The organism is Rhizobium sp. 42MFCr.1, assembly GCF_000377185.1.
GTDB lineage: Bacteria > Pseudomonadota > Alphaproteobacteria > Rhizobiales > Rhizobiaceae > Rhizobium > Rhizobium altiplani.
Genome location: NZ_KB897823.1, coordinates 135611 through 160477, shown reverse-complemented (window position 1 = coordinate 160477; position 24867 = coordinate 135611). Strand labels below are relative to the sequence as shown.

The following is a 24867-nucleotide window of genomic DNA, read 5'->3' as shown; positions in this document are numbered from 1 at the left end:
ATGTGGGACGGCGCCACGTTCTAAAATGCGGCTGAGCTGAACGAAGGACTGAATGACAAAACAACTCGATATGTTTGCTTCGACGCTGGCGGCCAGCGAACTGCAAATCGAGCGTATTCGCCGAACCGATCGGAAGTCGATCGGTTGGAGTGCAGAGGAAATGGTTGAATGCCTGGAGGCAACCGGGGACTACCGCGTGTTACGCAGGCTTGCTCCCCGTTCCGCTCCCACACGTCGCCGACCGGAATTTGGACGCCTGGGCGTTCTCATCGACACCGAGACGACCGGCCTTGATCACCGCAAGAACGAGATCATCGAGATAGGTGCGGTAAGCTTCACGTTCGATGACGAAGGCCAAATCGGGGACATCGTTGATGTCTATTCTGGACTGCAGCAGCCACAAACCGCGATTCCCCCGGGGATTACCCAACTGACTGGGATCACCGACGAGATGGTGGCGGGGCAACAGATCGATATGGCGTCGTTGCGGCGGATTATCGAACCGGCAGATCTCATCATTGCCCATAATGCCGGCTTTGACCGCCCTTTCTGTGAGAGGTTTTCTCCGGACTTCAAAGACAAGGCCTGGGCGTGTTCGGTCTCTGAGATCGACTGGAGCGCGCGCGGTTTCGAGGGCACAAAGCTCGGCTACCTTGTCGGTCAGGCAGGCTATTTCCACGTTGGCCATCGCGCCGTTGACGATTGCTTCGCGCTGCTGGAAGTCCTCGACCATCAGAAAGCGGAAGCTGAGAAGCCTTTCGCTGAACTGCTCAGGGCCTCCGAGCGATCGCGCGCTCGTCTGTTTGCCGAACACAGTCCTTTCGACATGAAGGATCACCTCAAAGCACGGGGATATCGTTGGTCTGACGGGAGCGACGGTCGTCCGAAGTCCTGGTGGATCGAAGTCGACGAGGATCTTCTGGCAGACGAACTTCACTTCCTGCGAACTGAAATATACCGTTGGGACGATGCCGACCCGCCGGTCCAGCACCTGACTGCGCTGGAAAGGTATAAGGCGTAAGCTTCTACGCCTGGTCACTTCCTCTACCCGCCAGGCATGCAGCAAAAGGCGAATCCCCCAGGATGCGTCAACAGGTTGTTAGGACTTTGTTGACCATAATTGCCTCTCGCATGCCTGGCTTTGCAAACCGTCTGCACGCCCGCCGGGCCAAAGGGTTGAGGTTGGCCATGTCTGATGATCCGGAAAGGCGGTTGACGCCGTGCATCTTCGGTGCTGTCGGCAGAACGCTATGGTCGATCGCCAGACGCGCTCGGCAAGCGGCGATCGCAACACTCGCCATTCTCCTATCAGGAATGACGGCCGAGGCAGAGGATCGTGCCTTGAAGCTCTTTTTTACGCACACCGGAGAGCGAACCACGATCACGTTCAAACGCGACGGAAGATTTGATCCGAGAGGGCTCGCGCAGATCAATCGCTTTTTGCGTGACTGGCGGAAAAACGAACCCACGCGGATGGATCCGCGTCTGCTCGATCTCGTCTGGGAGGTTTATCATCGCAGCGGTGCGCGTGACTATATCCACGTTGTATCAGCTTACAGATCTCCGACGACGAACAAGATGCTGCGCTCGCGTTCTCGAAGCTCCGGCGTTGCAAAGACAAGCCAGCATATGCTTGGCAAAGCGATGGACTTCTACATCCCTGGTGTGAAACTGCAGACATTGCGGGCGCTTGCCATGCAGTTGCAGATCGGCGGTGTTGGATACTATCCCCGTTCCGGGTCCCCCTTCGTGCACCTTGACGTCGGTCGAGTAAGGGCGTGGCCGCGGATGTCGCGGCAGGAACTCGCAAGCATATTCCCGAATGGCCGCACCATGCATGTCCCGGCTGACGGCAGACCCCTTCCGGGCTATGCCCAGGCTGTCGCCAACCACAACAAGCGCATTCAATCTGGCTCGATCGAGAACGCTGCAACAGCCGATGAGGAAGATGCTGTCGAACCCGGCCAGGCGAGCCCTTCGGCCGGCCCCATTGAGGTCGCACTCGTTCCAGTCCCATCCAGCCGCGTCGAGAGGGCCCTTTCCCACCAGGCAGGCCCAAATTCGGTCACTGCCCGGGCGAACGGCCAGGCGCCAATCGCGGATCTTTCCTTGTACGCCGTTCCGATCCCGAATCTCCGGCCTCCGGAAGAGGCGGTGGGTGCAGCGATTGATGAAATTCAGACGGCATCTACCGGTGCCGCGGAACCGGAGCAAAATACACGAAAGTTCCTCCCTTTGCTCACGGAAGCTCCGACGTCTGGCTTCACGCTGTCCGCACAGTCCGCTGCCTCGTTGCCAATGTCCGGATCGTCGGAACTTCAAGCTGGTATCGGGAGCGTTTCGGCAAGGCGGCTTTTAAGTTGGGCTCTGCATTTGCCGGACAGGGCGCCGGGCCTTTCTGCACCGTATGGTCATCGACGCCTGATCATTCTCGACTCGGATCGAGGTCCATACAACGCCTCTCTTGCGACCTCACCTTAATTTGAAAGTGATGGTCCCAAACGTCGGGCTGCCAAGCATTTTCGGCAGCTTTAGCGAACGACGGTCATCATAGATCCCCACTCCGTCGCCCGTCTGGATGAGGGCTGAGCGCGCCTCGCAGGCGGATGCATTTCCGTTGATGTCAGACATGCCCTGACGGCGACGATGTAGTCTTCACCATCGTCGATTGGCCAGCCGGCAATGCCTCGGCAATTTCGCCAGGCGTATTGACCAGCCTGTATTTCCAGCGCCAGGCAAGCGTCATGCGAAGATCGCGGTCGGGGTCACCGTCTTCCAAATCGCAGTGGCAGCGGCACGACGCCGTGGGTCCGCACATGCAGCACCGACATAGACGCATCCGTCCTTGAACATGATCTTGGCATCGGTACTCGCGTGTCCTGACAGACAGCGTGCTTGCCGTCGCGGTTTTCGCCCGCGTGCGAAAGATAGGATAGTGAAATTCACAATGCCAGCGGACAGGTCAGGCCGCGCATCAGCGAGCGCGCCGACACCGGATTGGCAGGCCCGGCGAAGGACATCTGCAGATAGGCGCGCGCTCCCTTGGCACGCACATCGATCAGGAACCGCCGGCCGGCGTCGCGGGGCCGCAACCGTGATCCGTCCAGGAACCGCAGGAGGCCCCATGGTCCGGCTTCGCCCTTCTTGTCGACTGCAATGCCGTTATCGAAGGATATCTCAAATCCGCGAGCGGGTGACGCTCCTGGCCATTTCAAGGTCACTGCCTCCCCCGAAGTGACGACCGGAGCATGAGCGCCGCCGATTGAGATGGTCGCCGCTCCTCGTTGGGCGAGCGCTTCCAGCACGATCGGGACATTGGGCGGTGTTCCCTGTTGGAACAGAGCCTGCCCAAGGGCCACTGCCCGCTGCAAGAATGCTGCGCTTTCCGGTTTATAGCCGGAAAGCCGCGCCTCCGGTCTCCAACGCCACGGTGTCGCCGACGTGTCCATCAAATGTGCCAGTTGCGCCCGAAAATACTTTTCGATCGTGCCCTCCGGCGCGAAGATCCGTGCGACCTCGTCCATGTCCGCGTCAGGGCCATCGAAGAACGGATAATGGCCATTCACGGCGGCCCGGCAGGCGGCTGAAATCTGCGAACCCCAAGATGACTGGGACTGAGACTGAGACTGAGACTGGGGCTGCGGCACCTCCTTTGCAACATGATCCGTTGCAACGTCCGGCGCCTGATCCAACGTAGGTTCGGCGGCCCTCGGGGCAGCCGTCTGGGAAATCACATCCTCGACGATTTGCACGACCAGAAGAGGTGCTTGCTGCAAGGCAACGATGGAGTTCGCACGCTCCTGTGCGTCCATGAGGGATTTCTTGCCAATCTGTGCATCTGCATCGAGAACAGCAAGAGAGACGTTCAACGATACGAAAAGTTGCGAGATTTCCGACATCCGCCCCTGCTCGACGAACTGGATCGCCGGCCCCAACGCCGCCGCGATCCGAAGCTGATTGGCGTGGCTTCGGCCACGATCCGTCCCGCCCGACTGGCGCCAGGCCTCACGGATAAGTGCCGAGAGCGGCGAGTTGCGTGCGCTTAGCGCACCGCTGATCACGACCGCCGTTGGCTGGTCGGTGAACGGCCTGACGCGTAGCTCACCCAGATACTCCGTCCATACGTCAAGCGTACGCTTTTGAAGCAGATCCATCACCGCGTCTTCGGTCGTCGTGCCATTGGAGGCAATAAGAGTAGCGGCCTCGGACCTTGCCCTCCGGATCGCCTCGCTTGCACCGTCGGACCGCGCGTAGCTCCATCCGGCCTCCGTAAAGAGGCCGGCGATACCGCGCCCGATCGGTACGCCTGACCGGTGGATCAGGATCGTCTCGAGACCTGGCACTGCCTGGGAAAGAGACCAGGCAGGTAGTGCTGCGGCCTTTTCGGCACGGGTCAGTTCAAGCAATGCGCGCTCGCTTGGCGAGCCTTCAGCAGCGAACTGCCGTGCCTGGGCGACCGTTTCGGGATCCGGAGATGGAAGTCTCGGTTGTGGCCCGGACATGGCGGCGACATGCTCGGCCAGCAAGGCAAGTTCGGGAAAGGCCTCGGCTCGGTCGGCAACCCAACCAGCAAGAAACCGAGGCTGCCAGTCAGAAGTGCCCTTCAGGATCGACCAGGCGCGCAGGGAATCGTAGAGTGCATTGGCCTCGCCTTCGGTGGCAAGCGCAACACCGAGTGCCTCGGCGAGTGGCTCGGCAACAAGGGATTCGGCCGCCTCGCCATAGCGACGACGTGCAGCCGCTGCCGGGTCGAGCATCTCGATATGATGAATCAGGCCAAGCGGAGACTGGCCCGCGTCCTGCTCGACAAGCTGGACTGCCGCCAGGAACGCATCGAGTTGGGCCGCCCGCGCAGCCGGCGTAGCGGCCTTGCCAGCTTCTACAACGCTTCCAACGGCTGGCAATTGCGCCAACAACCGCTCGCGAAACCGCCATTCCGCCCATCCAGCCCAGCCGACGAGCATCGCGAAAAAAAGGACAATCGCAAGAAAGACGAGTCCACGGTCTGCCCGCGTTCTATGCTGCTCCGCCTTCGACTGCGCGGCTTGCACTGCCTCATTGCAATGCCCGAGAAAGCGGGCCAGATCGCGCCGCGCCAAGCCCCCTTTCGCGGCCTGGGCAGCGCGTTCGGCGAGCCCATCGACGCCAATCATGTGGCCAATTGGAAGGGCGGCCGCAAGAGCACGTTCCCATCGCTTGGCCGGTAGCGCCGGATTGCTGCGCGCCCGCACGTCAAGCAGCGCGATGAGCGCGTCGCGCGCATCCAGGAGCCAGTCAGGGGGAACGTTCCTGCGGCGTCCTTCTTTCTCGAACTCGGCCACAAGGAGGCGGGCAGTCGCTGCCAGCTCCTGCGGATCGGGCCGCTTCTCGCTTTCGGCGCGCTTGGCGAGGCTCAGCAGCGGCTCGGCCAATGCGGGAAGCATGTCCGCTCCCGTGACATCCCGACCCGGCGGTTGGCCATGGTCGCTCACAGCTTGCCCTCCGCAGCCCATTTGCGCAGCAGCGCCTCGCCGACTTCAAAGTGCATGGAATCTTCGCGACTATAGCCGGCACCCCAGTACCAGCCGGCATCGTTGAAAAACTCCGCAAGCACAACAAGTCCGAACTGCGTGTTGTCATCGCCCATCCGGTCGAGGTTCTTCTTGAGTGTCAGGTCGACGGCCGCGCCCCAGGCGTGCGAGGAGACAGATTTCGTGGAACCGCGCACATAACGCGCGCAAAGCGCACCGGCGGTTCCGATCGCGGCGTAGATGTCTGGCTCTTCCTTTCGCAGACGCTCCATGATCTGCCCCAAGGAATCGAGCGCGGGCCTGATCATCGTCAGGCGGAAATGCCCTATGTCCCGGCTTTCCAGGGTTCTCAGTAATTTTGGGTTGGTGACCGGCTGGCAGCTTGTGGAATAGACACTTCGTGGCTCGCCAAGGACCTCGCGTAACACTGCCGGGGTCGGGCGGATGACACGCTCGTTGAAGCGCTTCTTCGCCAATTGCATGGGCTCCGTCATATTTTCGGTTTCTTCCGGCGGCGCAATGCCACCGAACTGATCGATCGAAAACGACTGCGGGCTCACAGGTTCGCCGGGCGGCGGCGAAACCGCAGAGCTTTGCGGAACGGGTTCGGGACGAGGCGCCTCTGCCAGTTCCTTCACCTTTCCTTCTAGATCGGTCACCCTTCGCTTAAATGAGTTCAGTTCAGCGCGCAGGTCCTGGATTTCCGCGTCCTGTTTGGCAAGCTGTTGCGTTGCCCGATCAATCCTTCCCTCATTCGGATCAAGCTCGGTATTTCGCAGCAAGTCTCCAACCAACGCGAACGCGACCGCCGCAAGAATGATGCTCATTCCAATGACGACGGCTGCAATCGGATCTAGTGGCCTCAAGGCGCTGCAGCTCCGTCAATCCGAACGACCACCACAGAGACGTTATCAGGAGCGCCATTATCGAGAGCGGCGGCTATCAGTCGCTGGCAGGCGACGTCGGGGTTTGGCGCGCTCAACTGTGCGATGATCTCTGGCTCGGCAACACAGTCAGTCAATCCGTCGGAACAAAGAAGCAAATAATCCCCCGGCTTGAGGGGGACTTCGACAGAGTCGACATCGAGCCGTTCGGCGGCACCGATCGCGCGGGTAACAACGTGCGCTTGCGGATGCTGCCAGACAGCGTCAGGCGTCAAACGTCCATCATCGACAAGTTCCTGCACGACCGAATGATCGCGCGTGAGCTGCAACAAATCCCCTGCCCGCAAACGGTAGGCCCGGCTATCGCCCACCCACGCGATCGTCGCTGTTCCACCATCAATGAGTGCGACCACCACTGTTGCGCCCATCTGCGCAACATTGGCCGACGCCGCCCAACGACGGATGGCGGCATTGGCTGATTGCAGTGCAGCGACGAGATGAGCGCCGGAAATGGGTGCATGCGGAAGGAGGGCGAGCTGTTCGATGACCAGGTCTGCCGCGACATCCCCGTGGCCGTATCCGCCCATCCCGTCAGTTACCGCCCAAAGTGCGCCTGAGGGGTCAATGAGAATGGCGTCTTCGTTGTTTGTGCGCACATGCCCGGTATGGCTCAGTCCCGCTCCTTGCGGCCTGGACGGCCAGCGCGTCGAAGGATTGTCCCGAGAATCCGGGGTCATGATCGGATAACCCCATTGATCGATCCGTCGTGAGCGCAACTGCCGGATCGGTTGCAGCCACAATGATCCTATAGTATTTTCAAGGGGGGCGAAACCTTTTTGCCAAGGAGCCTGAGATGAAGCGCCTGATGACCACAAAGCTGACGGTGTTTCTCGCTCTGTTCTTCGTGACACAAGGTGGTTTGGGTGCACAGGAACTGAACGATTCCGCGCTCAAGGAACGATTCCAGCGACAGATCGACTTGTTCAAGGCGGCACGCCTCGGAGCGACGCGCGGCCTGGTTCTTACCAACGGCAACGCAGCGCCCAACGCCCAAGCCGTCCCGGTGACAATTGCAACGCCCGAGACTGAACCGGCCAAGACCGCTCCAGCTCCCTCTTCCCATGCAACCGTTGAGTCCCAAGGCACCCAGACTGCTCCAGCGGCCCCCAATACAGTTCAGCCATCTGCCCCGAAGCCGACGGCGACGTCGTCGGCAACGGCAGTGTCCGCGGCCGCGGCGACGACAGACCCACAGACATACTGGAAGCTCCCGCCTGATGACCAGATCAACGTCCGGGTGAATTTTGCATTTGACTCTGCGGCGATCGCTTCGGAGCAAAGACCAATGCTGAGGCAGCTTTGCGAAGTCGTAAAGGACATGGACATCAAACTTGTCCGTATCATCGGTCACACGGATTCTGTCGGAGGCGCGAGCTACAACCAGCATCTGTCGGTTCTGCGGGCGAAGGAAGTTGCGCGGTTTTTCACGGATGATTGCCATATCCCGCGCGAGCGGCTCGAAGCGGTTGGTGTCGGCGAGCAGTTTCTTCTCAACCAGGAAAATCCGAAGGCCGACGAAAACAGGCGCGTGGAATTCCAGGCGGTAAGCTAACGGCGCCCCCCGGCAGCTGCGATCGACAGCAACGTCTTTGCCTATTCGAATGCGTAAGTGAAGCCTTCCGGGGATGTTCCGATCGTGGCCTTGGTAAGGCGTTTACCCTCGAGGGACCAGTTCAGAAGACCCTGGCTGAGGGTCGGCAGAAGTGTATTGGTCAGGATCGCGTCTATCATGCGCCCCCCGGATTCGACCTCGGTACACCGTGCCTTTATCAACTCCAGGACCCCGTCTCCGATGACCAGCTCGGCGTCATGGTTGGCGCGAAGCCGGCGCGCGATCTTCGCGAAATGATGTTGTGTTATCGCCTCAATCATTGAATCCGAGAGCGGATAATAGGGAACGACAATCACACGTCCGAGGAAGGCTGGCGGGAACACTTTCAACAGTGGTGAACGTAGTGCGCGTTCGAGCTCCTCGGGCGGCGGCCGCCTCTTGCCGCCGTCGGCAAGCTTCATGATAACATCCGAACCGACATTCGACGTCAGCAGGATGAGACTGTTCCTGAAGTCGATCCGCCGGCCCTCGCTGTCGTCCATCATTCCTTTGTCGAAAACCTGGAAGAAGATTTCGTGCACATCGGGATGCGCCTTCTCCACTTCATCGAGCAAAATGACGGAATAGGGCCGCCGGCGCACGGCCTCGGTCAGCACGCCCCCCTTGCCATAGCCGACATAGCCGGGAGGCGCGCCCTTAAGGGTCGAGACCGTATGGGCCTCCTGGAACTCCGACATGTTGATGGAGATCAGGTTCTGCTCGCCGCCATAGAGGGTTTCGGCGAGAGCCAGCGCCGTTTCTGTCTTGCCGACGCCCGACGGACCGCATAGCAGGAACACGCCCACCGGCTTTTCGGGAGAGGCCAGGCCCGCACGGCTGGTTTGCACACGCCGGGCGATCGATTCCATTGCGTCCTCCTGGCCGACGACACGCTCGCCCAGAACCGCGGCAAGCTTTAGCGCCTTTTCGGTCTGGCTGGTCAGCATCCGACCGACAGGAATGCCCGTCCAGTCCTTTACGACAGAGGCAACAGCGTTCTTGTCGACGGAAAGGAGGACCAGCGGTGCCTCGCCCTGCACCCCGGCAAGCTCCGCCGTCCGGGCCTTGAGCCGTTCAAGCTCGGCGCGTTGATCCGATGCATCGGCGGCCCTCCGCCCGGCACGCTCTCCGTCGGCGGCACCCGGCAATTCCCCGCCGGCCTCCGCTTCAGCAAGTGCGGCATCGAGCGCCACTCCTCTTCCTCGCAGGCTAGCTCGCAGACCAAGGATCTCGTCGACCATCGACTGTTCGCTTTCCCAACGAGCCTTTGCAGCAAGCAACGTGGACTCTATTTCGGCGAGAGCGGCTTCAACTTTGGACTGGCGCTCGGCGACTTCAATGCCGATTGCCGCTTCACGCCCGATAATGCCCTGCTCGATCTCAAGGGACTGCTTGCGCCTCAGAAGGTCTTCAACCTCAGCCGGCGTCGCGTGCTGCGAAACCGCCACCCGCGCGCAGGCCGTATCGAGCAGGCTGACTGCCTTGTCCGGAAGTTGGCGGGCGGGAATATAGCGATGTGACAGGCCGACGGCTGTCTCGATCGCTTCGTCCAGGATCTGCACCTGATGGTGTTTCTCCAATACACCGGCCACCCCACGCAGCATCAGGATGGCAGCTTCCTCATCAGGCTCTTCAATCTTGACCACCTGGAACCGGCGGGTCAACGCCGGGTCTTTTTCGATATGCTGCTTGTACTCTGCCCATGTCGTTGCGGCGATTGTGCGAAGCTCGCCACGCGCCAAGGCTGGCTTGAGAAGGTTCGCAGCATCTCCCGTTCCCGCTGCCCCGCCTGCCCCGATCAAAGTATGAGCTTCGTCGATGAAGAGGATGATCGGCGTCTCCGATGCCTGAACTTCGTCGATGACCATCTTCAGCCGCTTTTCGAACTCACCCTTGACGCTTGCCCCCGCCTGCATCAATCCGATGTCAAGCATGTGTAGCGCAACGCCCTTCAGCGGAGGCGGGACATCTTCTGCTGCAAGGCGAAGCGCAAAACCCTCGACCACAGCTGTCTTGCCCACTCCGGCTTCACCGGTCAGGATCGGGTTGTTTTGTCGCCGTCGCATGAGAATATCGACAATCTGGCGGACCTCGGGATCCCGGCCGACGACCGGGTCGATTTTCCCATCGCGGGCTCGACGGGTGAGGTCCGTCGCATACTTCGCCAATGCGGAGTCACCGCCTGCCGGGCGTTTTTTCCGGGGCTGTTCTTGGATCTCGGCCTTGCCGACATTTTCAAGTGATCCGGCAAGCAGGTCATCCAGCCGGGGAAGTATCGAATCCGCCTCGATCCGATCGAATTCGGCGCTGATCTTCAACAGAAGGCCGTCAAGCACCGCGACCTTTCTGCATGCCAGGAGCACATAAGCCCCGCGGACTTCTTCGGATCCAAACTGCAGGCTTGCCAGGCTCCAGGCTTCCTGGATGGCATGAAATATGTGATCGGAAAACTCCTCGATAGAGGTCGCGCCATAAGGCAGCTTGTCTATTGCCCTTGCCATCTCGGCAGCAAGCCGGCCAAGATCCATGCCGGCATCGGCGAAGAGAAGCTGAAAATCCGCACGGTCCACCAGAGCCAGCTGTTCGACCCAGTGAACAAGTTCGACGTAGGGATTGCCGCGAAGCTTGGCCGCGTCCGCCGCCGCCTTGAACGCGCGCAGGCAAACGGGATTAAGTTTTCCGACCAGTTCCTTGCGCTTGAAGCTCTGCGAAGACATGTTCTGCTCCATGTCGATCGGCTCCTGCCCAGGTGATCTTAAAGAGGTCCCGAGCCTCGTCTTTGATCGCTGGTCACAGCGTGCCACATTAGAGTATTCTTGACAAATATTCAGGGCCACGTGTTCCTGGTGAACAGTCTCGCGTAATTTCCACTGGGTGCGCTGGGAGGCTCCAGATGATCGATCCGCTGCCTGGCGACATCTTTCGCAAAGCTCAGGTGCTTAATAACACCTACGAGATCGAGGGTATCCTCGGCCGCGGCGGCACAGGCGAGGTCTACAGGGCAAGCAACCGGATCACAGGCCGTGTGGTGGCGCTAAAGGCGCTGAAACGCGAGCTATCGGGAAACGCGGGGTATCTGGAGCTCATGAAGCGTGAGGAGGAGATGCGCAACATCTCCCACGATGCGGTTGTGCGCTACACCGACTGCAGCCAGACCGCAGACGGCCACGTCTATCTGGTGATGGATTACGTCGCCGGCACACCTCTCAGCGAGTGGCTAGAACGTGGCGGGGCGTCGCCTCGGGATCTGCTGGTCGTGGCCCACAGAGTGGCCGAAGGCCTTGTCGCGACGCACGAGCGCAAGATCGTCCATCGCGACCTTTCCCCCGACAATATCATCCTGCGCGACGGCAGGCCGGAGGAAGCCGTTATCATCGACTTCGGTATCGCGAAGGACAGCAAGACAGGGGCCCGTACAATCGTCGGCAAGGAATTTGCGGGCAAATACGAATATGCAGCGCCAGAACAGTTGCATGGGCAGGCGGAGCCACGCTCTGACCTTTATGCCTTGGGCGCTTCGCTGCTTGCCACCTTTCGAGGAAGGATTCCTGACGTGGGAACCAGCCCCGGCGAGGTTGTCCGTCACAAGGAACGGCGACTTGATACCTCGGGTGTTCCTGAACCGTTGAAGACGCTGATCGACGATCTCACCAGGCCGGACCCTGCCCAACGCCCTCCGAGTGCTGCCGCAGTCGTCAAGGAAATCGGCAGATTGCTGCAGCCTGGTCTCGCCAAGGCACGGCGGGAGACCGGGCATCAAGCGGGGCGCAGGTGGCAGCCATGGCTGGCGATCCTGCCCCTGGTGGCGCTGGCGGCAATCGCCGGGCTCTGGTTTTTCGGGGTTTTTGAGCATTTGTCCCCGACTGCGCTTCCGATCGCAACCCCTTACAAACTCACGGCCGGGGTGGATGCCCAAAACCGGCCGATGCTCGCGGGTTTTGCTCCGGATGCTGAGCAGCAACAGGCAATCCTGTCGACCTTCAACCGAACGGTCGGGCTTCCTCCGCCCAATGGCGCTCTGACGCTTGCACAGGGTGCTCCATCCGAACAGTGGGCGCAGGACATTGACGCCTTGTTTAAAGCCGCCGCTCCACTCGTCGAGTGGAAGCTCGAAGTCGCTGATCGGACAGCTCGCCTCACCGGTCTGGCGGCGGACAAAGCTGCACGCGAAGAAGTGGTCGCCCACTTTGACGCTGCGGCAAAAGCGACCGGTTATCAGAGTATCGTCCGGATCGCGGCCGGTCCGCGGGACCTGTCGTCTGACCAGTTGAAACCCCTTCTCGTGCCACTTCAAACCTGCGGTCCGCTCCTCGTTCAACCTCCGGCGAGCGGCAGCTTTCCCCTCGGCTCGACGGTGGTCGTCCGTGGAAATGTCGCGTCCGGCGATGACGTCGAAGCCCTGAAAAAGACGCTCGCCCCTCGTGTCGGAGATCGCGACCTACGCTTCGACGCCACAGTGCTCAACAGCCAACTGTGCGTTGTTCAAGAGTTGCTGCCAGATGCACCGCAAGGTCAAATGTCGATCGTTCTCGGCTACGGCGACAGGACCGAACCGAACATGGCAGGCGTCTATTCGGTCGGCGACAACCCGGTCATTGACGTAATTGCGCCGGCCTCGCTCGACAAGGGATACCTGTGGGTCGTTATCGCCGACGTCACCGGCAATCTTTTCAATGTTCTTCCGAACATAAAGAGGCCCGATCACGCCCTTGCCCGAATTGGGTCCGTGTCGGGTGGCATGCGCACTATCCGTGTTGCCTACCCTGCCGCAGAGGGTGCAGCCGATCCTTCCAAGCTCTCCTTTTCCGTCGACGCCACGTTCGGCAGAAGTCTGATAATTGTCATGCAGACCGACCAGCCACTTTTCTCACAGCTTCGACCAACGACGGAGTCCACCAAGTCGTTTGCCGAAGATTTACGCGCTGCGATAGCTAATGGGCATGTGTCAATTCTCTCGATGAGCACCCGGCTGATCGACACCCGCAATTAATTAGAAGCCGGACATACACGGCATTAGTATAGACCGGTAAGTTGTGGTAAAAAGCAAATTGCAAGGGAATACTAGTCGGTTAACGGGGGTTCGGTTGTTCGACTCTGCTCTCTGGTTAAGTCCGCTGGACGGTGTGAACCCGTCAGGTGAAAGCTTGCGGAATGACGGACGGTTTCACGAGCTCGAGCGCCTCGTGCAACCGCAGATAGAAATTAGCCGTGACGAGCGCAATAACCCCGTTTCACGGACCGAGGTCCCGGTCGACTGGTCGACAGTCCTTCGAAAATCTGAAGAGTTGCGCCCCCATGGACGGGATCTGAGGCTCCTGGTGATCGTGACGCGCGCGCTTGCCAACGAACAGGGTCTTGCCGGGCTCGCTGACGGGCTGAACCTGATCACTGGAACCTTCGACATGCATTGGAAAACGATGCATCCAGAACTTCGCGAGGGCTTGCCACTGCGCGACGCCGCCCTACGTCGGATCAACGCTCTTCTACAGCTTCAGAACGACAAGGATGGCTTGCTCGGCGATCTTCGCAAGATGACCTTTTTTACGCCGCGGGGCGTCGGCCCTGTCACAGGGCGCGATCTGGATCGCGGGGCGATCGACACCCGAACCGTTCTCAGCGAGGCCGCACCCGGACTGAGCGAAGCCGAGAAGGCGTCGCTTGTAAGCGCCCATGACGAGTTGCTGAACCGTGTAAGGATCGGTTGCGTTGCCTTTGCAGAACAAACCCCCGACGAGGCGATTGCGCTTTTCGAGAGCGCAAAGGCTGCGGCGGCTGCAATGGAGGCGCTTGAAACATCGCTCAATCGGCAAATCGGGGAGGATGTACGTGTCACATTGCCGGATTTGAGCCGGTTCCTGCAGCGAGCGGTTTCCACGCTTGAACGAGTAAAGCCGAGCCCCAGGCAGGAAACCGCAAACGATGAAGTCCTCGACCGCGAGGGTGCGCCTGCAATAGCCACCGCCGCCGCCACTCCGACTTACATCGGAGCACCGGCAGTCTTTCCGTCACGGCTTACATCACGGGAGGATGTCACAAAGTGCATCGACCTGATCATCGCCTTTTACGACCGTACTGAACCGTCGAGCCCCATCCCCCATCTGGCGCGCAGGATCAAACGCATGGTGCCGATGGATTTTCTGGAACTCATGGAGGACCTGGCGCCCTCCGGTTTGAAGGAATTCCGGCTTCTGGCCGGCGTGCCGGAAAGCAAGAAACCTGTCCCTGGGACGAAAGGTGAGCATCAATGAGCGAAACTAAGGCCAAGGTAATTGAAAGAAACCGGGCGCCTCGCGTCCAGATAGCTTACGAAGTCGAAACCTACGGCAGCCCGACAACCATTGAATTGCCGTTTGTAATGGGCGTGATGGCCGATCTCGCAGGGGCCTCCCAGACGCCGGAGGCCAGCAAGTCCGTCCGGGACCGTGCCTTTGTCGAAACGGACGCAAACAGGTTTGGCCGCTTCATGGAAGCGCTCAGTCCACGTGTGAAAGCTCGCGTGAAGAACACCCTTCCCCAACCCGAGGGTGAAGAGCGCGATGAAGAGCTTGCAATCGACCTGACCTTTACCAGCATGGCTGATTTCGCGCCCGATCGTGTGGCCGAACAAGTCCCGCAGCTTGCAGAACTCTTGAGAATGCGCCGCCAACTCGAAGAATTGCTCGGCTTCATGGATGGACGCGTCGACGCTGAAAAACGCATCGCGCAACTTTTGAACAATGAGCCCCTGCTAGCAAAGATCGCCGACCAGGCGCTCGACGATAGCAGCAAGTCGGAGGTCTGAGCCATGGCCGAACAGGAAAAAGCCGCTACCGCTGGTGTCGCGGAAGCCGAGGGAGTCGACCTTCAGGAATTCAGCGGACTTCTGGAGAAGGACTTCAAGGTCAAGAAGGATGACAGCGACAAGCTTCAAACCTTGGTCAGGAACCTGGCGCTTGCTGCCCGCGCCCGCGCGGAATCGACCGTCATCTCATCGAACGCGATCAAATCGATCAAGTCCTTGATCGGTGGCATCGACAAGCTGCTGACCGAGCAGACCAACGAAATTCTGCATGCGCCTGAAGTGCTCCAGATGGAAGGGACATGGCGTGGGCTGTGGTACCTCGTCAACAATACCGAGACGGATCAGAAGCTGAAGATCCGCGTCATGAACATTTCGAAGGAGCAGCTGGCTGATACGCTTGAGGATTACGAAGGTCAGATGTGGGATCAAAGTCCTATATTCAAAAAGGTCTACACCGACGAATACTCGATGCTTGGGGGTAATCCGTTCGGCTGCCTGATCGGCGCCTATGAATTCTCGAACCACCCGAAGGATGTCGGTCTGCTACGCAACATGTCCGGCATCTGCGCCTCGGCGCATACACCGTTCATAGCAGCAGCCGCCCCACGTCTCTTCCGCATGGAAAGCTGGCAGGAATTGCCGAACCCGCAAGACCTCCAACAGATCGTCTCGTCGCCGGCCTATGCCTCCTGGCAGTCGCTGCGCGAGAGCGAGGATGCCCGTTACATAGGCCTGACGATGCCGCGCGTGCTGGCAAGGCTGCCTTACGGAGCAGAAACGGTTCCGGTGAAGGGCTTTGCATTTGAGGAAGAAGTCCAGGGCGATCATCATAAGTATGTCTGGATGAACGCGGCCTTTCCGATGGGCGTCAACATCAACCGCAGCCACAAGCTGTTCGGCTGGGGCACGCAGATCCGCGGTGTCGAGAACGGCGGGGCAGTGATCAATCTGCCTGTCCACAATTTCCCGACCGACGATGGCACGGTGGCGATGAAATGCCCAACCGAGGTCGCCATTGACGATCGGCGAGAGGCCGAGCTCGCCAAGCTGGGGCTGATGCCGATCCTCCATCGCAAGAACACCGATATTGCCGCCTTCATAGGCGCCCATTCACTGCAGGACGACGAAACGAGGGCCGGCCGGCTGGTCGACCCGGATGCGCAGGCCAACGAGAGATTGAGTGCAAACCTGCCTTACCTGTTCCCGGTTTCGCGGTTCGCCCATTACCTGAAGGCGATCGCCCGGGACAAGATCGGCTCGTTCAAGGAACGTGCCGACATGCAGATCTGGCTGACGGAGTGGATCAACCGCTACGTTCTCGCCAACCCTGTCTTTGCCGACGAAAAGGCCCGCGCAAAACGTCCCCTTGCTGCTGCCGAGGTCCAGGTTGACAGCGTGGAGGGCCGTCCCGGCTGGTACAATGCCCGGTTCTATCTGCGGCCCCACTACCAGTTGGAAGGTATCAACGCTTCGCTCCGGCTGGTTTCGGAGCTGCCGTCCATGAAGTCATGAGAAACAGACACCTGATGGGAGGTTATTCATGAAAATTGACGGATTTCTCAAAGTACCTGATATCACGGGACCCAGCGTTCGCGATGGCCACGAGGAAGAAATCGAGGTCTACGGAGTGGAGTTTGAGATGGTGGCTCCCTTCGACCCCAATTCATTGTCGCGCAGAGGCCGCGTCAGCTTGGGAATGGTCAACTTCATCAAGCATTACGACAAGTCCTCGCCCTATCTGAAGAAGGCTCTCTTCGACAACACGCCTCTGGACGAGGTCAAGTTTTCGGCGCGCAGAACGATCGAAGGCGAAACGAGCGACTACCTGGTCATCACGCTGAAGGAAGCTTCGGTGACCAGCTACCACATGAAGCCGAGTGCCGATGAGCCAGACGTGCTCGAGGAGCGGATCGGTTTTGCCTACAAGAACATCACGTTCAACTATGACGACAAGGACGAGGTCGAAATGGATGTCTATGTCGGCAAGTGACAGCTGGCAAAAAGGATTGGGACGGGAGGCAAGACCGCCCGGAGGTCACCTGCGGGCAACTCGCGAAGCGATCCAGCCGTCCCTGTGGGATCGCCTTGTGAACGACCTGCCGGGGCTCAGTTCGGAAGTCCATCAACTCCGGCAGGCGATCCAGAACGAAATGGACGAGGAACGTCTCAACGCGCTGATTGCGGGAGGCCTCCATCAGATCGACGCTGCCACGGATATCAGTTCCGAACAGAAGAAAAACGTCCACCGTCTGCTCTCTCTTGAGCGACGGCAGGCGGAACTGGAAAGCCGTGGCGTCGTCGTCTCGATCAATGTGCTGCGCGAAGCAGTGCGACGCGACATAGAGGCGCTTTTTAATGCGCAACGCTTCGAATCCTCGCCACTCTTGACCGACTTCGAGGCCGATCAGGCAGGAGACAACCCTCCATCGCTCGAGGACTTCCCTGAGGTGCGCCGCAGCGTGATCAATTATGGCGTCCCGCCTTTTTCCGGCCGTTCCTCGCGTGACTTCGACCGCGATGAACTGGCCAAAGAGATCCGAAGCGTGCTCGCTGCATTTGAACCCCGGCTCAAGGAAAGCGCGACGAAAGTCACCGTCAGTCTTGGCGACAGGGCAGCCGGTCTCAGGATCGATATCGACGCGCTGCTGCTTACCTCCCCCGCACCAGAGCGGCTGCTGCTGCGCACAATACTCAACCTCGATAACGGTTCGGCGCGGACTGAGCTGAAGGACACCTGACCATGGACCGGGTCTTCCTGGAGTATTACGAGGAAGAACTCACCCACATTCGGGCACTTGCCTCCGAGTTTGCGGGAATGCACCCCTCGATCGCGCGCAACCTCTCCCTGGACACGATCCCGTGTCCCGACCCCTTCGTCGAACGCCTTCTTGACGGTGTGGCCTATCTTGCTGCGCGCACTCGCCAGAAGGTCGATGCCGAGAGCTCGCGTTTCGCACGAAGCGTGCTCGAAAATTTCTATCCGGACCTGATCGCGCCTGCCCCCGCAACCGCCATGGCTTTGCTGAAGCCGGGCCAACAGGTCCAGACGATGCTTGCAGGGCATTTGGTAAAGCGGGGAACCCGACTGGTCTCGAGCGTCCGCCCTGGAGTGCCCACCCGGTGCATTTATACGACGGCCCAGGACGTAACCCTTTGGCCGCTCGCGATAAGCTCGGTCTCCTATATTCAGGATCGAAGCGCGCTTGCAGCGGCCGGGATAGCCCCAATTGAAGGGGCAAGCGGTTCGGCGGCGCTGAGCGTCATCGTCAATCGAACCGGCAAAGGCAAGCTCAGCGACTTGTCGCTCGACTGTCTGGATCTGCATTTTGGCGACAAGAGCAAGGCGCCCCTGCTTTTCGATACGCTCTTTGGCGCTTGCGCGGCCGTCGGCGCCCGCCCTGAAGGGCGCATTAACATTCTGAGCGCACTTCCGGATCCAGAGATGGTCGGGATCCGCGACGACGAAGCACTGATGCCGCGCACGCGCCAAACATTCGAAGGCTACAGGCTTTTGCGCGAATACTTCATGGCGCCGGAAAGATTTCACTATGTGCGCGTGAGAAGCCTGAAACCGGTCGTTCAGCGCTGCGGGAGCGGCCTGGAATTGGTCTTTCTGTTACGGCGTCCCGTTCCAGAGCTTGCGAATATCACGGCAAAGGATTTCGAACTCTTCGTAACGCCAATCATCAATCTGTTCGAGCGCAGCTGCAACGTCATTGAACTCGATACACGCCGGACCCGGCAAGTACTTCACGCTGATCGCACGCGCCCACGAGACTTCGAAATCTATCGCACAATCGGCGTCGAAGACGCCGACGCCGAAGGCCCTGATGCCGAGATACCGGCACTCTTTAGCTTGGGCCAGAACCGTGGAAACGGCTGGGTCTATTTCGCCGAGCGCCGTCCGCGGCGGCCGGGCGAGGACGAATTGCGCCAAGGACAAACTCGGACATCCTATACCGGCGACGATGTCTTCCTGACGCTTTCGCGCCCTGCCAAGTCAACAGCGGCCCGGCAACTGAAGCGGATTGAGGTTACGGCGCTTTGTACCAATCGCGATCTGCCTATCCTGGACGACACACCGTCCCTTTCGCTCGAAAGCGGCGACCCGGTCGAGACCGTCCAGCTCCTCGGGGCGCTGCGGCCGCCGTGGCCTTCGATTCCAGCGACGCTTCCGGCTGGGGCGGTGGAAGGCTCGAGGGCCGATGAACTCGCCTGGCGGCTCATTGCGCAACTTTCACTGAACTTTCTCAGCCTGGCGGAAGAAGGTCGCGGCGTGGATCCGCTTCATGCGCTGCTTGAACTTTACGCGCACCGCGGGGATCCAAGCCTGAGCAGGCACGTTCGCGCGATCGCCCGCGTCGAGGCGCGGCCCGTGATCGAGCGCCTGGCAATTGCCGGGCCGATGTGCTTTGCGCGCGGCACTGAGGTTACGCTTCATATCGATCAATCTGTGCTTGCCGGGCACAGCACCTTGTTGCTTCCAGCGCTGCTGTCGAAGCTTTTTGCGCGCTATTCGGCAATCAACGCATTCGTGCGCACCCGCACGCGCATCATACAGAAACAGGAGGATGTGCTATGGCCGATAGCGCCGGGCAACCGCTTCCTGATCTGACGAAGGAAGCCACTCCATCCCTTGAGGCATTCGACTTCTTCGAGCTCCTGCGACACCTCGAAGACGACGGGCAGCGCTTTGGCCAGGCCGGGCGACCGGACCGGGAGCCGGCCCGGCTCGGACAGCACGTGCGGCTTGGTTTTGCCGTACAGGATGTCGCAAAGGTCGAGCCGGCCACGGAAAACGCGCCGGCCCGTGTCACGGTGGCAAATATCGGCTTGCTCGGGCCAGAAGGCCCGATGCCCCTCCATCTGACGCGCTGGGTGCTGGACCGACTTTCGCAGCGGTGGTTCGCAAGGGCGGACATGCGGGAGGTCTCCGATACAACATTCGTCGATTTCGTGAACATTCTTCAGCATCGCATGATCGCACTCTTTTATCGGGCCTGGGCCGACGCTCATCCGCCGGTTCAGGTCACACGCAACGACGGCGGCCGCATTCGCGCGATGTCGGCAGCCCTGGCGGGTCTCGGCTTGTGCGAAAGGGGGCCCGGTGAGCCCTCGCAAATCGACGCCACCAAGATCTCCCACGCATCGGCCCTCGCCCATCAGGTGGATGGACCAGAGAGACTTACGCTGTTTCTCGCCGACCTGCTGAAAGTGCCGGTTCGGCTTCGCGAATTTGTCGGCTCCTGGACGTCAATACCGCCAGAGCTTCAGTCACGGATTGGCGGCGGTCATGGGCAACTCGGACGAAGCGCCACGATTGGACCGAGGTCGTTCCAGCGACAGCAGAGGATAGAGCTCTCGATCGGCCCGCTGACGTTTACCGACTATGTCGCTTTTCTGCCGGGCGGTGAACGGCGCGAAACCCTGCAATCCGCTGTCCGCGATCTGGTCGGAGACGGGCTCGACGTCGATGTAAGGCTGGTGCTCAAGCGGGACGACGTTCCCGCGGCCAGGATCGGAGCCATGCGGATCGGACACATCGCATGGCTTGCTCGACCGAAAGACCGGGGTGACGCGGATGACTTGTGCATGCGCACCATCATTGGCTGGCGGCCAAAAATGCCGGAGGCCGCGGCATGAGCCTGATCCTCACCCTTGAACACTCACCCCGACCCCAGGCTGTTCGCCAGATGCGGCTTGTTGATGGCGAGCTCGTCATCGGCCGCAGCGCAGACGCTGGCTGGCGGATCGACGACCCCGACATGTATATCTCACGCGCTCACTGCACCATCGGTTTCGTTCGCGGCCGGTATGTGGTGACCGACACCTCCAGCGGTGGGCTTTTCATCGACGGCTCGCGCACGCCGCTTGGACTGGGGAATTCCGCCCCGCTGCATGACGGAGCGCGCCTGCAGCTTGGAAATTACGTCGTCCGGGTTGAGTTCCAGGCAACACCGTCGGAGCGAGGTTCCGAACAGACGGATCCTCTGCCACAGGGTGGGCTCGAGCGGGACAACTTCTTCGCCGAGCGCAAGGAGCCGACAGTTCCTACCCCGCGGCCGGTTGGACTACCGGACCCGTTCGAACAACCAGCCCCGGGTGCGTTTGTCGCGTCGGACAGGGGCGAGACAGCAAAGAGGGCGCCGATATTCGACGATCCCTTCAGCCTCGATCCTCTGCCAGCATCAGACCAGGGCAAACCCGCCTGGGATTTTTCCTTGCCCAGCACGCCACCGCAGCCCGTCTCCGAGCCCCCGCCCGAACCTCGTTCTTCCCCAGTACCGCAGGCGACGGCGACGCCGAAAGCGACCGGACAACCCGAAACCGTCTTGCGCGAAGCCTTTCTGCGCGGACTGGGGCTTGGCGCTGAAGAGTTTGCCACATCCGATCCGGTTGCCCAGATGGAGAATTTCGGTCGCGAATACCGGATGATGCTGGAAGGACTAATGCATCTCTTGCGCAAACGAGCCGAAGAAAAGGGCGAAGCAAGAATCGCCCAGACTGTGGTTGGCGCATCCGAGGTCAACCCTCTCAAATTCCTTCCCACGGTGGATGATGTAATCGCAACCTTCCTGGCTCAGCGCAACGCAGGCTTTCTTTCTCCGCAGGCCGCCATCGGCAATTCCATCCGCGATCTCGCCCACCACCATGTGCGAACATGGCGTGGCGTCCAGGCAGCGCTTGCCAGGATGATAGACCGCTTCGACCCGGCGGCACTGGAAAGCGAACTGAAGTCGCACTCAGCGTTGGATGCCCTGTTTGCCGGTGGACGGCGGGCGAAACTCTGGGAGCTCTATGAGAACCGCTATCGCGAAATCGCCAAGAGCGCGTCGACGCGCTTCCTCGGCGAAATCGGGAGCGACTTTCGGGATGGCTATGAAGAGAGGGAGGACAATTGATGCTTAACCGACGCGGTTTTCTCATTGTGACCGGCGCGACAGGCCTGCTTTCCGCTTGCATGGGCGGTCCACCCAAATCCTCGACCGTAATTGTCAGGGCGACGGGACAGGCCGGAATGAATGCTGCCGCCGGAGGCGGGGAGCGTCCCGTAACCCTGCTCGTTCTCCGGCTGAAGGATGTCGGGAAATTCAACTCGGCTGACATTTTTGCCCTTCAGTCAGATCCGGCCGGTGCGCTCGGCGCAGACCTCGTCGGATCCGAGCAATTGACGGTCGCTCCCGGTGCAACCGCGTCAAAGACGGTGGCGTTCCCGCCGGAGGCCACTTTCCTCGGGGTTGTCGCGCTGTTCCGGGAACCCGGCAGCCGTACGTGGCGAAGGAGTGTTCCGATCAGACCGGAATCGACGGTGACGGCGAATGTCGTACTCAGCCGCGGCGGTATGACGCTCGCGCTCGCCTGAATGGAGGGCGTTTAGCATGACCGATACCAACAAGGTTCTTTGGTCCGAGGGGCTCTTTCTGCGAACGCAGCATTTCCAGCAGCAGGACCGCTATACCGAAGCGCTGATGCGCGGCTCGCTGCAGGCTGGACGGTTGCAGACCTTCGGCTTCAAGTCCCTGATGCTGGATGCCGCGCAGTTGGAAACCGGACGGATAGCGGTGACGTCGGCCCGTGGCATTTTTCCGGATGGCACCCCGTTTGCAATACCCGAAACGATGGACGCCCCCACCCCGTTGACAATCACCAACGACATGGGCGCCGGCGCTGTTCAGCTCGCCCTGCCGCTCGAACCTCCGGGAGGTGCCAGCTTCGATCCTGCCCACCGAGATCCCAGCGGTGCGAGGTATAGAGGAAGGATCGAGTGGGTTCGCGATGCCGTGCATGGCGGCGCTGATCCCGAAGAGATCGAGATCGCCCGTCCGCAAGCCCTGCTCCTTTCCCCGGCGCAGGCGACCGGTGGCTACACCGCAATGCCCGTGACCAACGTTACCGGGCTCCTGTCCGATGGCAGGGTGGCGATCTCCGAAAACTTCCTGCCGCCCGCGCTCGCAACCGGTACCGTGCTGTTTTATGGGCAACTCCTGCAGGAGGTCATCACTGGGCTTGACCGCATAGCTGAAGCCCATGGCAAGATGGTGCTCGGCGGCCCCGGCCGCAGCGTAGAAAATCTGCTGGTGCTCGATCTTGCCAACAGCGCCCGCGCCCGGTTGGCGCATATGCTTCCTCAGGAGGTTTTTCATCCCGCCGAGCTCTTTCTGGAGCTCAGCGGACTGGCTGGCCGGATGGCGACCTACGGGTCGGGCTCTCGGCGACTGAGCGAGCTTCCCATCTATGAGCACATGGCGCCTGGACCAGCTTTTGCTGCACTCGCCGACACATTGCGCTCACTGATCCTGAGCCTGCGCTATGTCGAGCCGAAGTCGCGGGCGCTGCCTGTTTTGAAACACGCCACCAATGTCTGGAAGGTCCGCATCGACAATCCCGAACTTCTGACGGCCAGCCGCATTGTCGTGCGGGTCGGATGCGACATGTCCGACGAGGCGCTGCGCAAAATCTTCGTCAACCAGGTTACTGTGGGTTCCGCGGACGAATTCGAGGCGCTGTGGAAATCTCGACTGCCCGGTATCGGCCTCAAGCCTCTTCACTCTCAGCCCCGCGAAATTCCCTACGACGGAGATCGCCTCTGCCTCGAACTCGATCAACGCAGCGAGCACTGGGAGTCGCTTCTACGCTCGCCCGGTTTTGTGATTGGAGTCTCCGGTGTTTTGCCCAACGAACCACAGATCGACTGCTACTCGGTAAACAGGTAGTACCATGGCAAGTGAGGATCCATTCGGCCTATCGGAAGATCAGGGTCGTACGCGCATCCGCCCCGTTCCCCCGGGCGCAATGCCGGTCATTGCCACCGGCACACTGGCTCGACGCGCCCGATCCCATCCTAATCCATTGGTCAATGCCTTCGCCAGGTTGTTCGAATTTGCCCCCGAACTCGAGAATGCATTGCCACCCGGCAATCCGGAAGCATTGCGAACCAGGCTGATGGAGGAACTCGTTTCGGCACGCGATGCGGCCGTGGCGTCTGGCGAAAGCCTGGCCCGCGCAGATGCAGCCGCCTGGGCTGTCGCCGCACTGCTCGACGATCTGGCACTGAACACGCCTTGGGGTGGATCCAGCGCATGGCCGCGCCAGCCGCTGGTCGTCATGCTGCGCGGCGATGTGGATGCCGGGGAGCAGTTCTTCGCCAGGCTGGAGGAGCTGGAACGCCATCCCGGCCGCGATCGTGAATTGCTGGAGCTGCAGTATATGTGCCTGGCGCTTGGGTTCCGCGGCAAATACAGGGTGCCGGGGCGTGCAGGCGATCGCTCCATTAACGCCGTTCGCGCTGCGGCCGCGCGCTTCTTGCGGGACATGGATGCCGAGGGTGCGCCGCTTTCGCCGAGGTGGGAGGGCGTTACGGCGAAAGACGAGCCTTCCGGCTTTGCCATTCCGATCTGGGTGCTCGCTGTCGTGGCGGTCGCACTCGCGACTGCGATCTACGTGCTGTTGTCGACGCGGTTGGGCTCCAAGGCGGAAGAGCTTGCGACGCTCGTTCGGGCGCTACCACCGCCGGAGCGCGCCGAAATTTATCGCCCGGAGAAACGCACACCGCCGCCGGGCGCGCCGCCAGTCGAACCCGTCGTCCTTGCGCTTTTACCAGAATTCCGTGCCGCCGCGCCTCCTGCGCTTCTTCCGGCTTTGAAAGGCAATGAAAACGCCTCTCGGGTCACACTCCTGCTTCAGTCGAGCACTCCGGAGCTTTTCCCTTCTGCCCGGGCCGAATTGACAAAAAGCTTCGAACCCCTCGTCGCGTCGATTGCGGCTGTGCTCAAGGACAACGCCGAGCTGATCAGAAGTGTCACGATCGTCGGACACACCGACAATGTTCCGCTCCAGGCAACCAATCCCCTGTCCAACAATCAGCGCCTCTCGGAGGCGCGCGCTGCAACGATTGCCGCCTTGTTGCGTGCCAGCGGCCTGCCGCCGGATCGCCTGAGGTCGGAAGGACGTGCAGCAACGCAGCCTCTGGCCGTAAACGACAGTCGCGAAGGCCGGGCTGCCAACCGCCGCATCGAGCTCCTGATCGAAAAGGGGCTCTGA

20 protein-coding genes are annotated in these 24867 nt (G+C 60.6%); 15 read left to right on the top strand and 5 right to left on the bottom strand.

What is annotated here, in order from left to right:
* The first annotated feature begins 52 nt into the window (after positions 1-52).
* Complete coding sequence (locus C934_RS0109015; RefSeq protein WP_018856388.1) at positions 53-1021, top strand: 3'-5' exonuclease; 969 nt, start codon at positions 53-55, stop codon at positions 1019-1021.
* A gap of 167 nt (positions 1022-1188) precedes the next feature.
* On the top strand, positions 1189-2481 hold the full coding sequence (locus C934_RS0109010) for a DUF882 domain-containing protein (RefSeq protein ID WP_018856387.1): 1293 nt from the start codon (positions 1189-1191) through the stop codon (positions 2479-2481).
* A gap of 142 nt (positions 2482-2623) precedes the next feature.
* Here C934_RS0109010 and C934_RS36160 read toward each other — a convergent pair whose 3' ends face one another.
* From C934_RS36160 to C934_RS0108985, 4 genes are all read right to left on the bottom strand, one after another.
* Complete coding sequence (locus C934_RS36160) at positions 2624-2746, bottom strand: hypothetical protein (RefSeq protein ID WP_018856386.1); 123 nt, start codon at positions 2744-2746, stop codon at positions 2624-2626.
* A 196-nt stretch (positions 2747-2942) separates the two neighbouring features.
* Positions 2943-5423, bottom strand: a complete 2481-nt coding sequence (locus C934_RS0108995) for an ImcF-related family protein (RefSeq protein ID WP_026371686.1) — start codon at positions 5421-5423, stop codon at positions 2943-2945.
* 44 nt (positions 5424-5467) lie between these two features.
* Positions 5468-6337 carry a M15 family metallopeptidase gene (locus C934_RS0108990; protein WP_018856384.1) on the bottom strand — a complete coding sequence of 290 codons (870 nt, stop codon included), beginning with the start codon at positions 6335-6337 and terminating at the stop codon, positions 5468-5470.
* A gap of 35 nt (positions 6338-6372) precedes the next feature.
* Positions 6373-7131, bottom strand: coding sequence for a PP2C family protein-serine/threonine phosphatase (locus tag C934_RS0108985; protein ID WP_026371684.1), 759 nt, complete (start codon positions 7129-7131; stop codon positions 6373-6375).
* 116 nt (positions 7132-7247) lie between these two features.
* Between C934_RS0108985 and C934_RS0108980 the strand changes: the two genes are divergently transcribed.
* Positions 7248-8006 carry an OmpA family protein gene (locus C934_RS0108980; protein WP_018856382.1) on the top strand — a complete coding sequence of 253 codons (759 nt, stop codon included), beginning with the start codon at positions 7248-7250 and terminating at the stop codon, positions 8004-8006.
* Positions 8007-8047: 41 nt separating this feature from the next.
* Here C934_RS0108980 and tssH read toward each other — a convergent pair whose 3' ends face one another.
* Positions 8048-10774, bottom strand: coding sequence for a type VI secretion system ATPase TssH (tssH, locus tag C934_RS0108975; RefSeq protein ID WP_018856381.1), 2727 nt, complete (start codon positions 10772-10774; stop codon positions 8048-8050).
* 164 nt (positions 10775-10938) lie between these two features.
* Here tssH and C934_RS0108970 point away from each other — a divergent pair, with 164 nt between their 5' ends.
* The 12 genes from C934_RS0108970 (at position 10939) to icmH (ending at position 24867) form a co-directional block, all read left to right on the top strand.
* Positions 10939-13035, top strand: coding sequence for a serine/threonine protein kinase (locus C934_RS0108970; RefSeq protein WP_018856380.1), 2097 nt, complete (start codon positions 10939-10941; stop codon positions 13033-13035).
* A 94-nt stretch (positions 13036-13129) separates the two neighbouring features.
* Complete coding sequence (locus C934_RS0108965) at positions 13130-14293, top strand: type VI secretion system protein TssA (RefSeq protein ID WP_026371683.1); 1164 nt, start codon at positions 13130-13132, stop codon at positions 14291-14293.
* The gene (gene tssB / locus C934_RS0108960; protein ID WP_018856378.1) at positions 14290-14826 is read left to right on the top strand and encodes a type VI secretion system contractile sheath small subunit; all 537 of its coding nucleotides are present in this window, start codon (positions 14290-14292) and stop codon (positions 14824-14826) included. Before C934_RS0108965 ends, tssB begins: the two co-directional genes overlap by 4 nt.
* Positions 14827-14829: 3 nt before the next feature.
* Positions 14830-16338 (top strand): type VI secretion system contractile sheath large subunit, encoded by a 1509-nt coding sequence (gene tssC, locus C934_RS0108955; RefSeq protein ID WP_018856377.1) that lies wholly within the window; start codon positions 14830-14832, stop codon positions 16336-16338.
* A 28-nt stretch (positions 16339-16366) separates the two neighbouring features.
* Positions 16367-16816, top strand: a complete 450-nt coding sequence (locus C934_RS0108950) for an Hcp family type VI secretion system effector (RefSeq protein ID WP_018856376.1) — start codon at positions 16367-16369, stop codon at positions 16814-16816.
* The gene (gene tssE, locus C934_RS0108945; RefSeq protein WP_018856375.1) at positions 16803-17564 is read left to right on the top strand and encodes a type VI secretion system baseplate subunit TssE; all 762 of its coding nucleotides are present in this window, start codon (positions 16803-16805) and stop codon (positions 17562-17564) included. The genes C934_RS0108950 and tssE overlap by 14 nt, the downstream gene beginning before the upstream one ends.
* A 2-nt stretch (positions 17565-17566) precedes the next feature.
* Positions 17567-19441, top strand: a complete 1875-nt coding sequence (gene tssF, locus C934_RS0108940) for a type VI secretion system baseplate subunit TssF (protein WP_018856374.1) — start codon at positions 17567-17569, stop codon at positions 19439-19441.
* Positions 19405-20469 carry a type VI secretion system baseplate subunit TssG gene (tssG, locus tag C934_RS0108935; RefSeq protein ID WP_018856373.1) on the top strand — a complete coding sequence of 355 codons (1065 nt, stop codon included), beginning with the start codon at positions 19405-19407 and terminating at the stop codon, positions 20467-20469. Before tssF ends, tssG begins: the two co-directional genes overlap by 37 nt.
* Positions 20466-21728: a type VI secretion system-associated FHA domain protein TagH gene (gene tagH, locus C934_RS0108930; RefSeq protein ID WP_018856372.1), complete on the top strand. Its 1263-nt coding sequence runs from the start codon at positions 20466-20468 to the stop codon at positions 21726-21728. The genes tssG and tagH overlap by 4 nt, the downstream gene beginning before the upstream one ends.
* On the top strand, positions 21728-22189 hold the full coding sequence (tssJ, locus tag C934_RS0108925; protein ID WP_018856371.1) for a type VI secretion system lipoprotein TssJ: 462 nt from the start codon (positions 21728-21730) through the stop codon (positions 22187-22189). Before tagH ends, tssJ begins: the two co-directional genes overlap by 1 nt.
* A 16-nt stretch (positions 22190-22205) precedes the next feature.
* On the top strand, positions 22206-23540 hold the full coding sequence (tssK, locus tag C934_RS0108920; protein WP_018856370.1) for a type VI secretion system baseplate subunit TssK: 1335 nt from the start codon (positions 22206-22208) through the stop codon (positions 23538-23540).
* Positions 23541-23544: 4 nt separating this feature from the next.
* Positions 23545-24867 carry a type IVB secretion system protein IcmH/DotU gene (gene icmH / locus C934_RS0108915; protein WP_026371682.1) on the top strand — a complete coding sequence of 441 codons (1323 nt, stop codon included), beginning with the start codon at positions 23545-23547 and terminating at the stop codon, positions 24865-24867.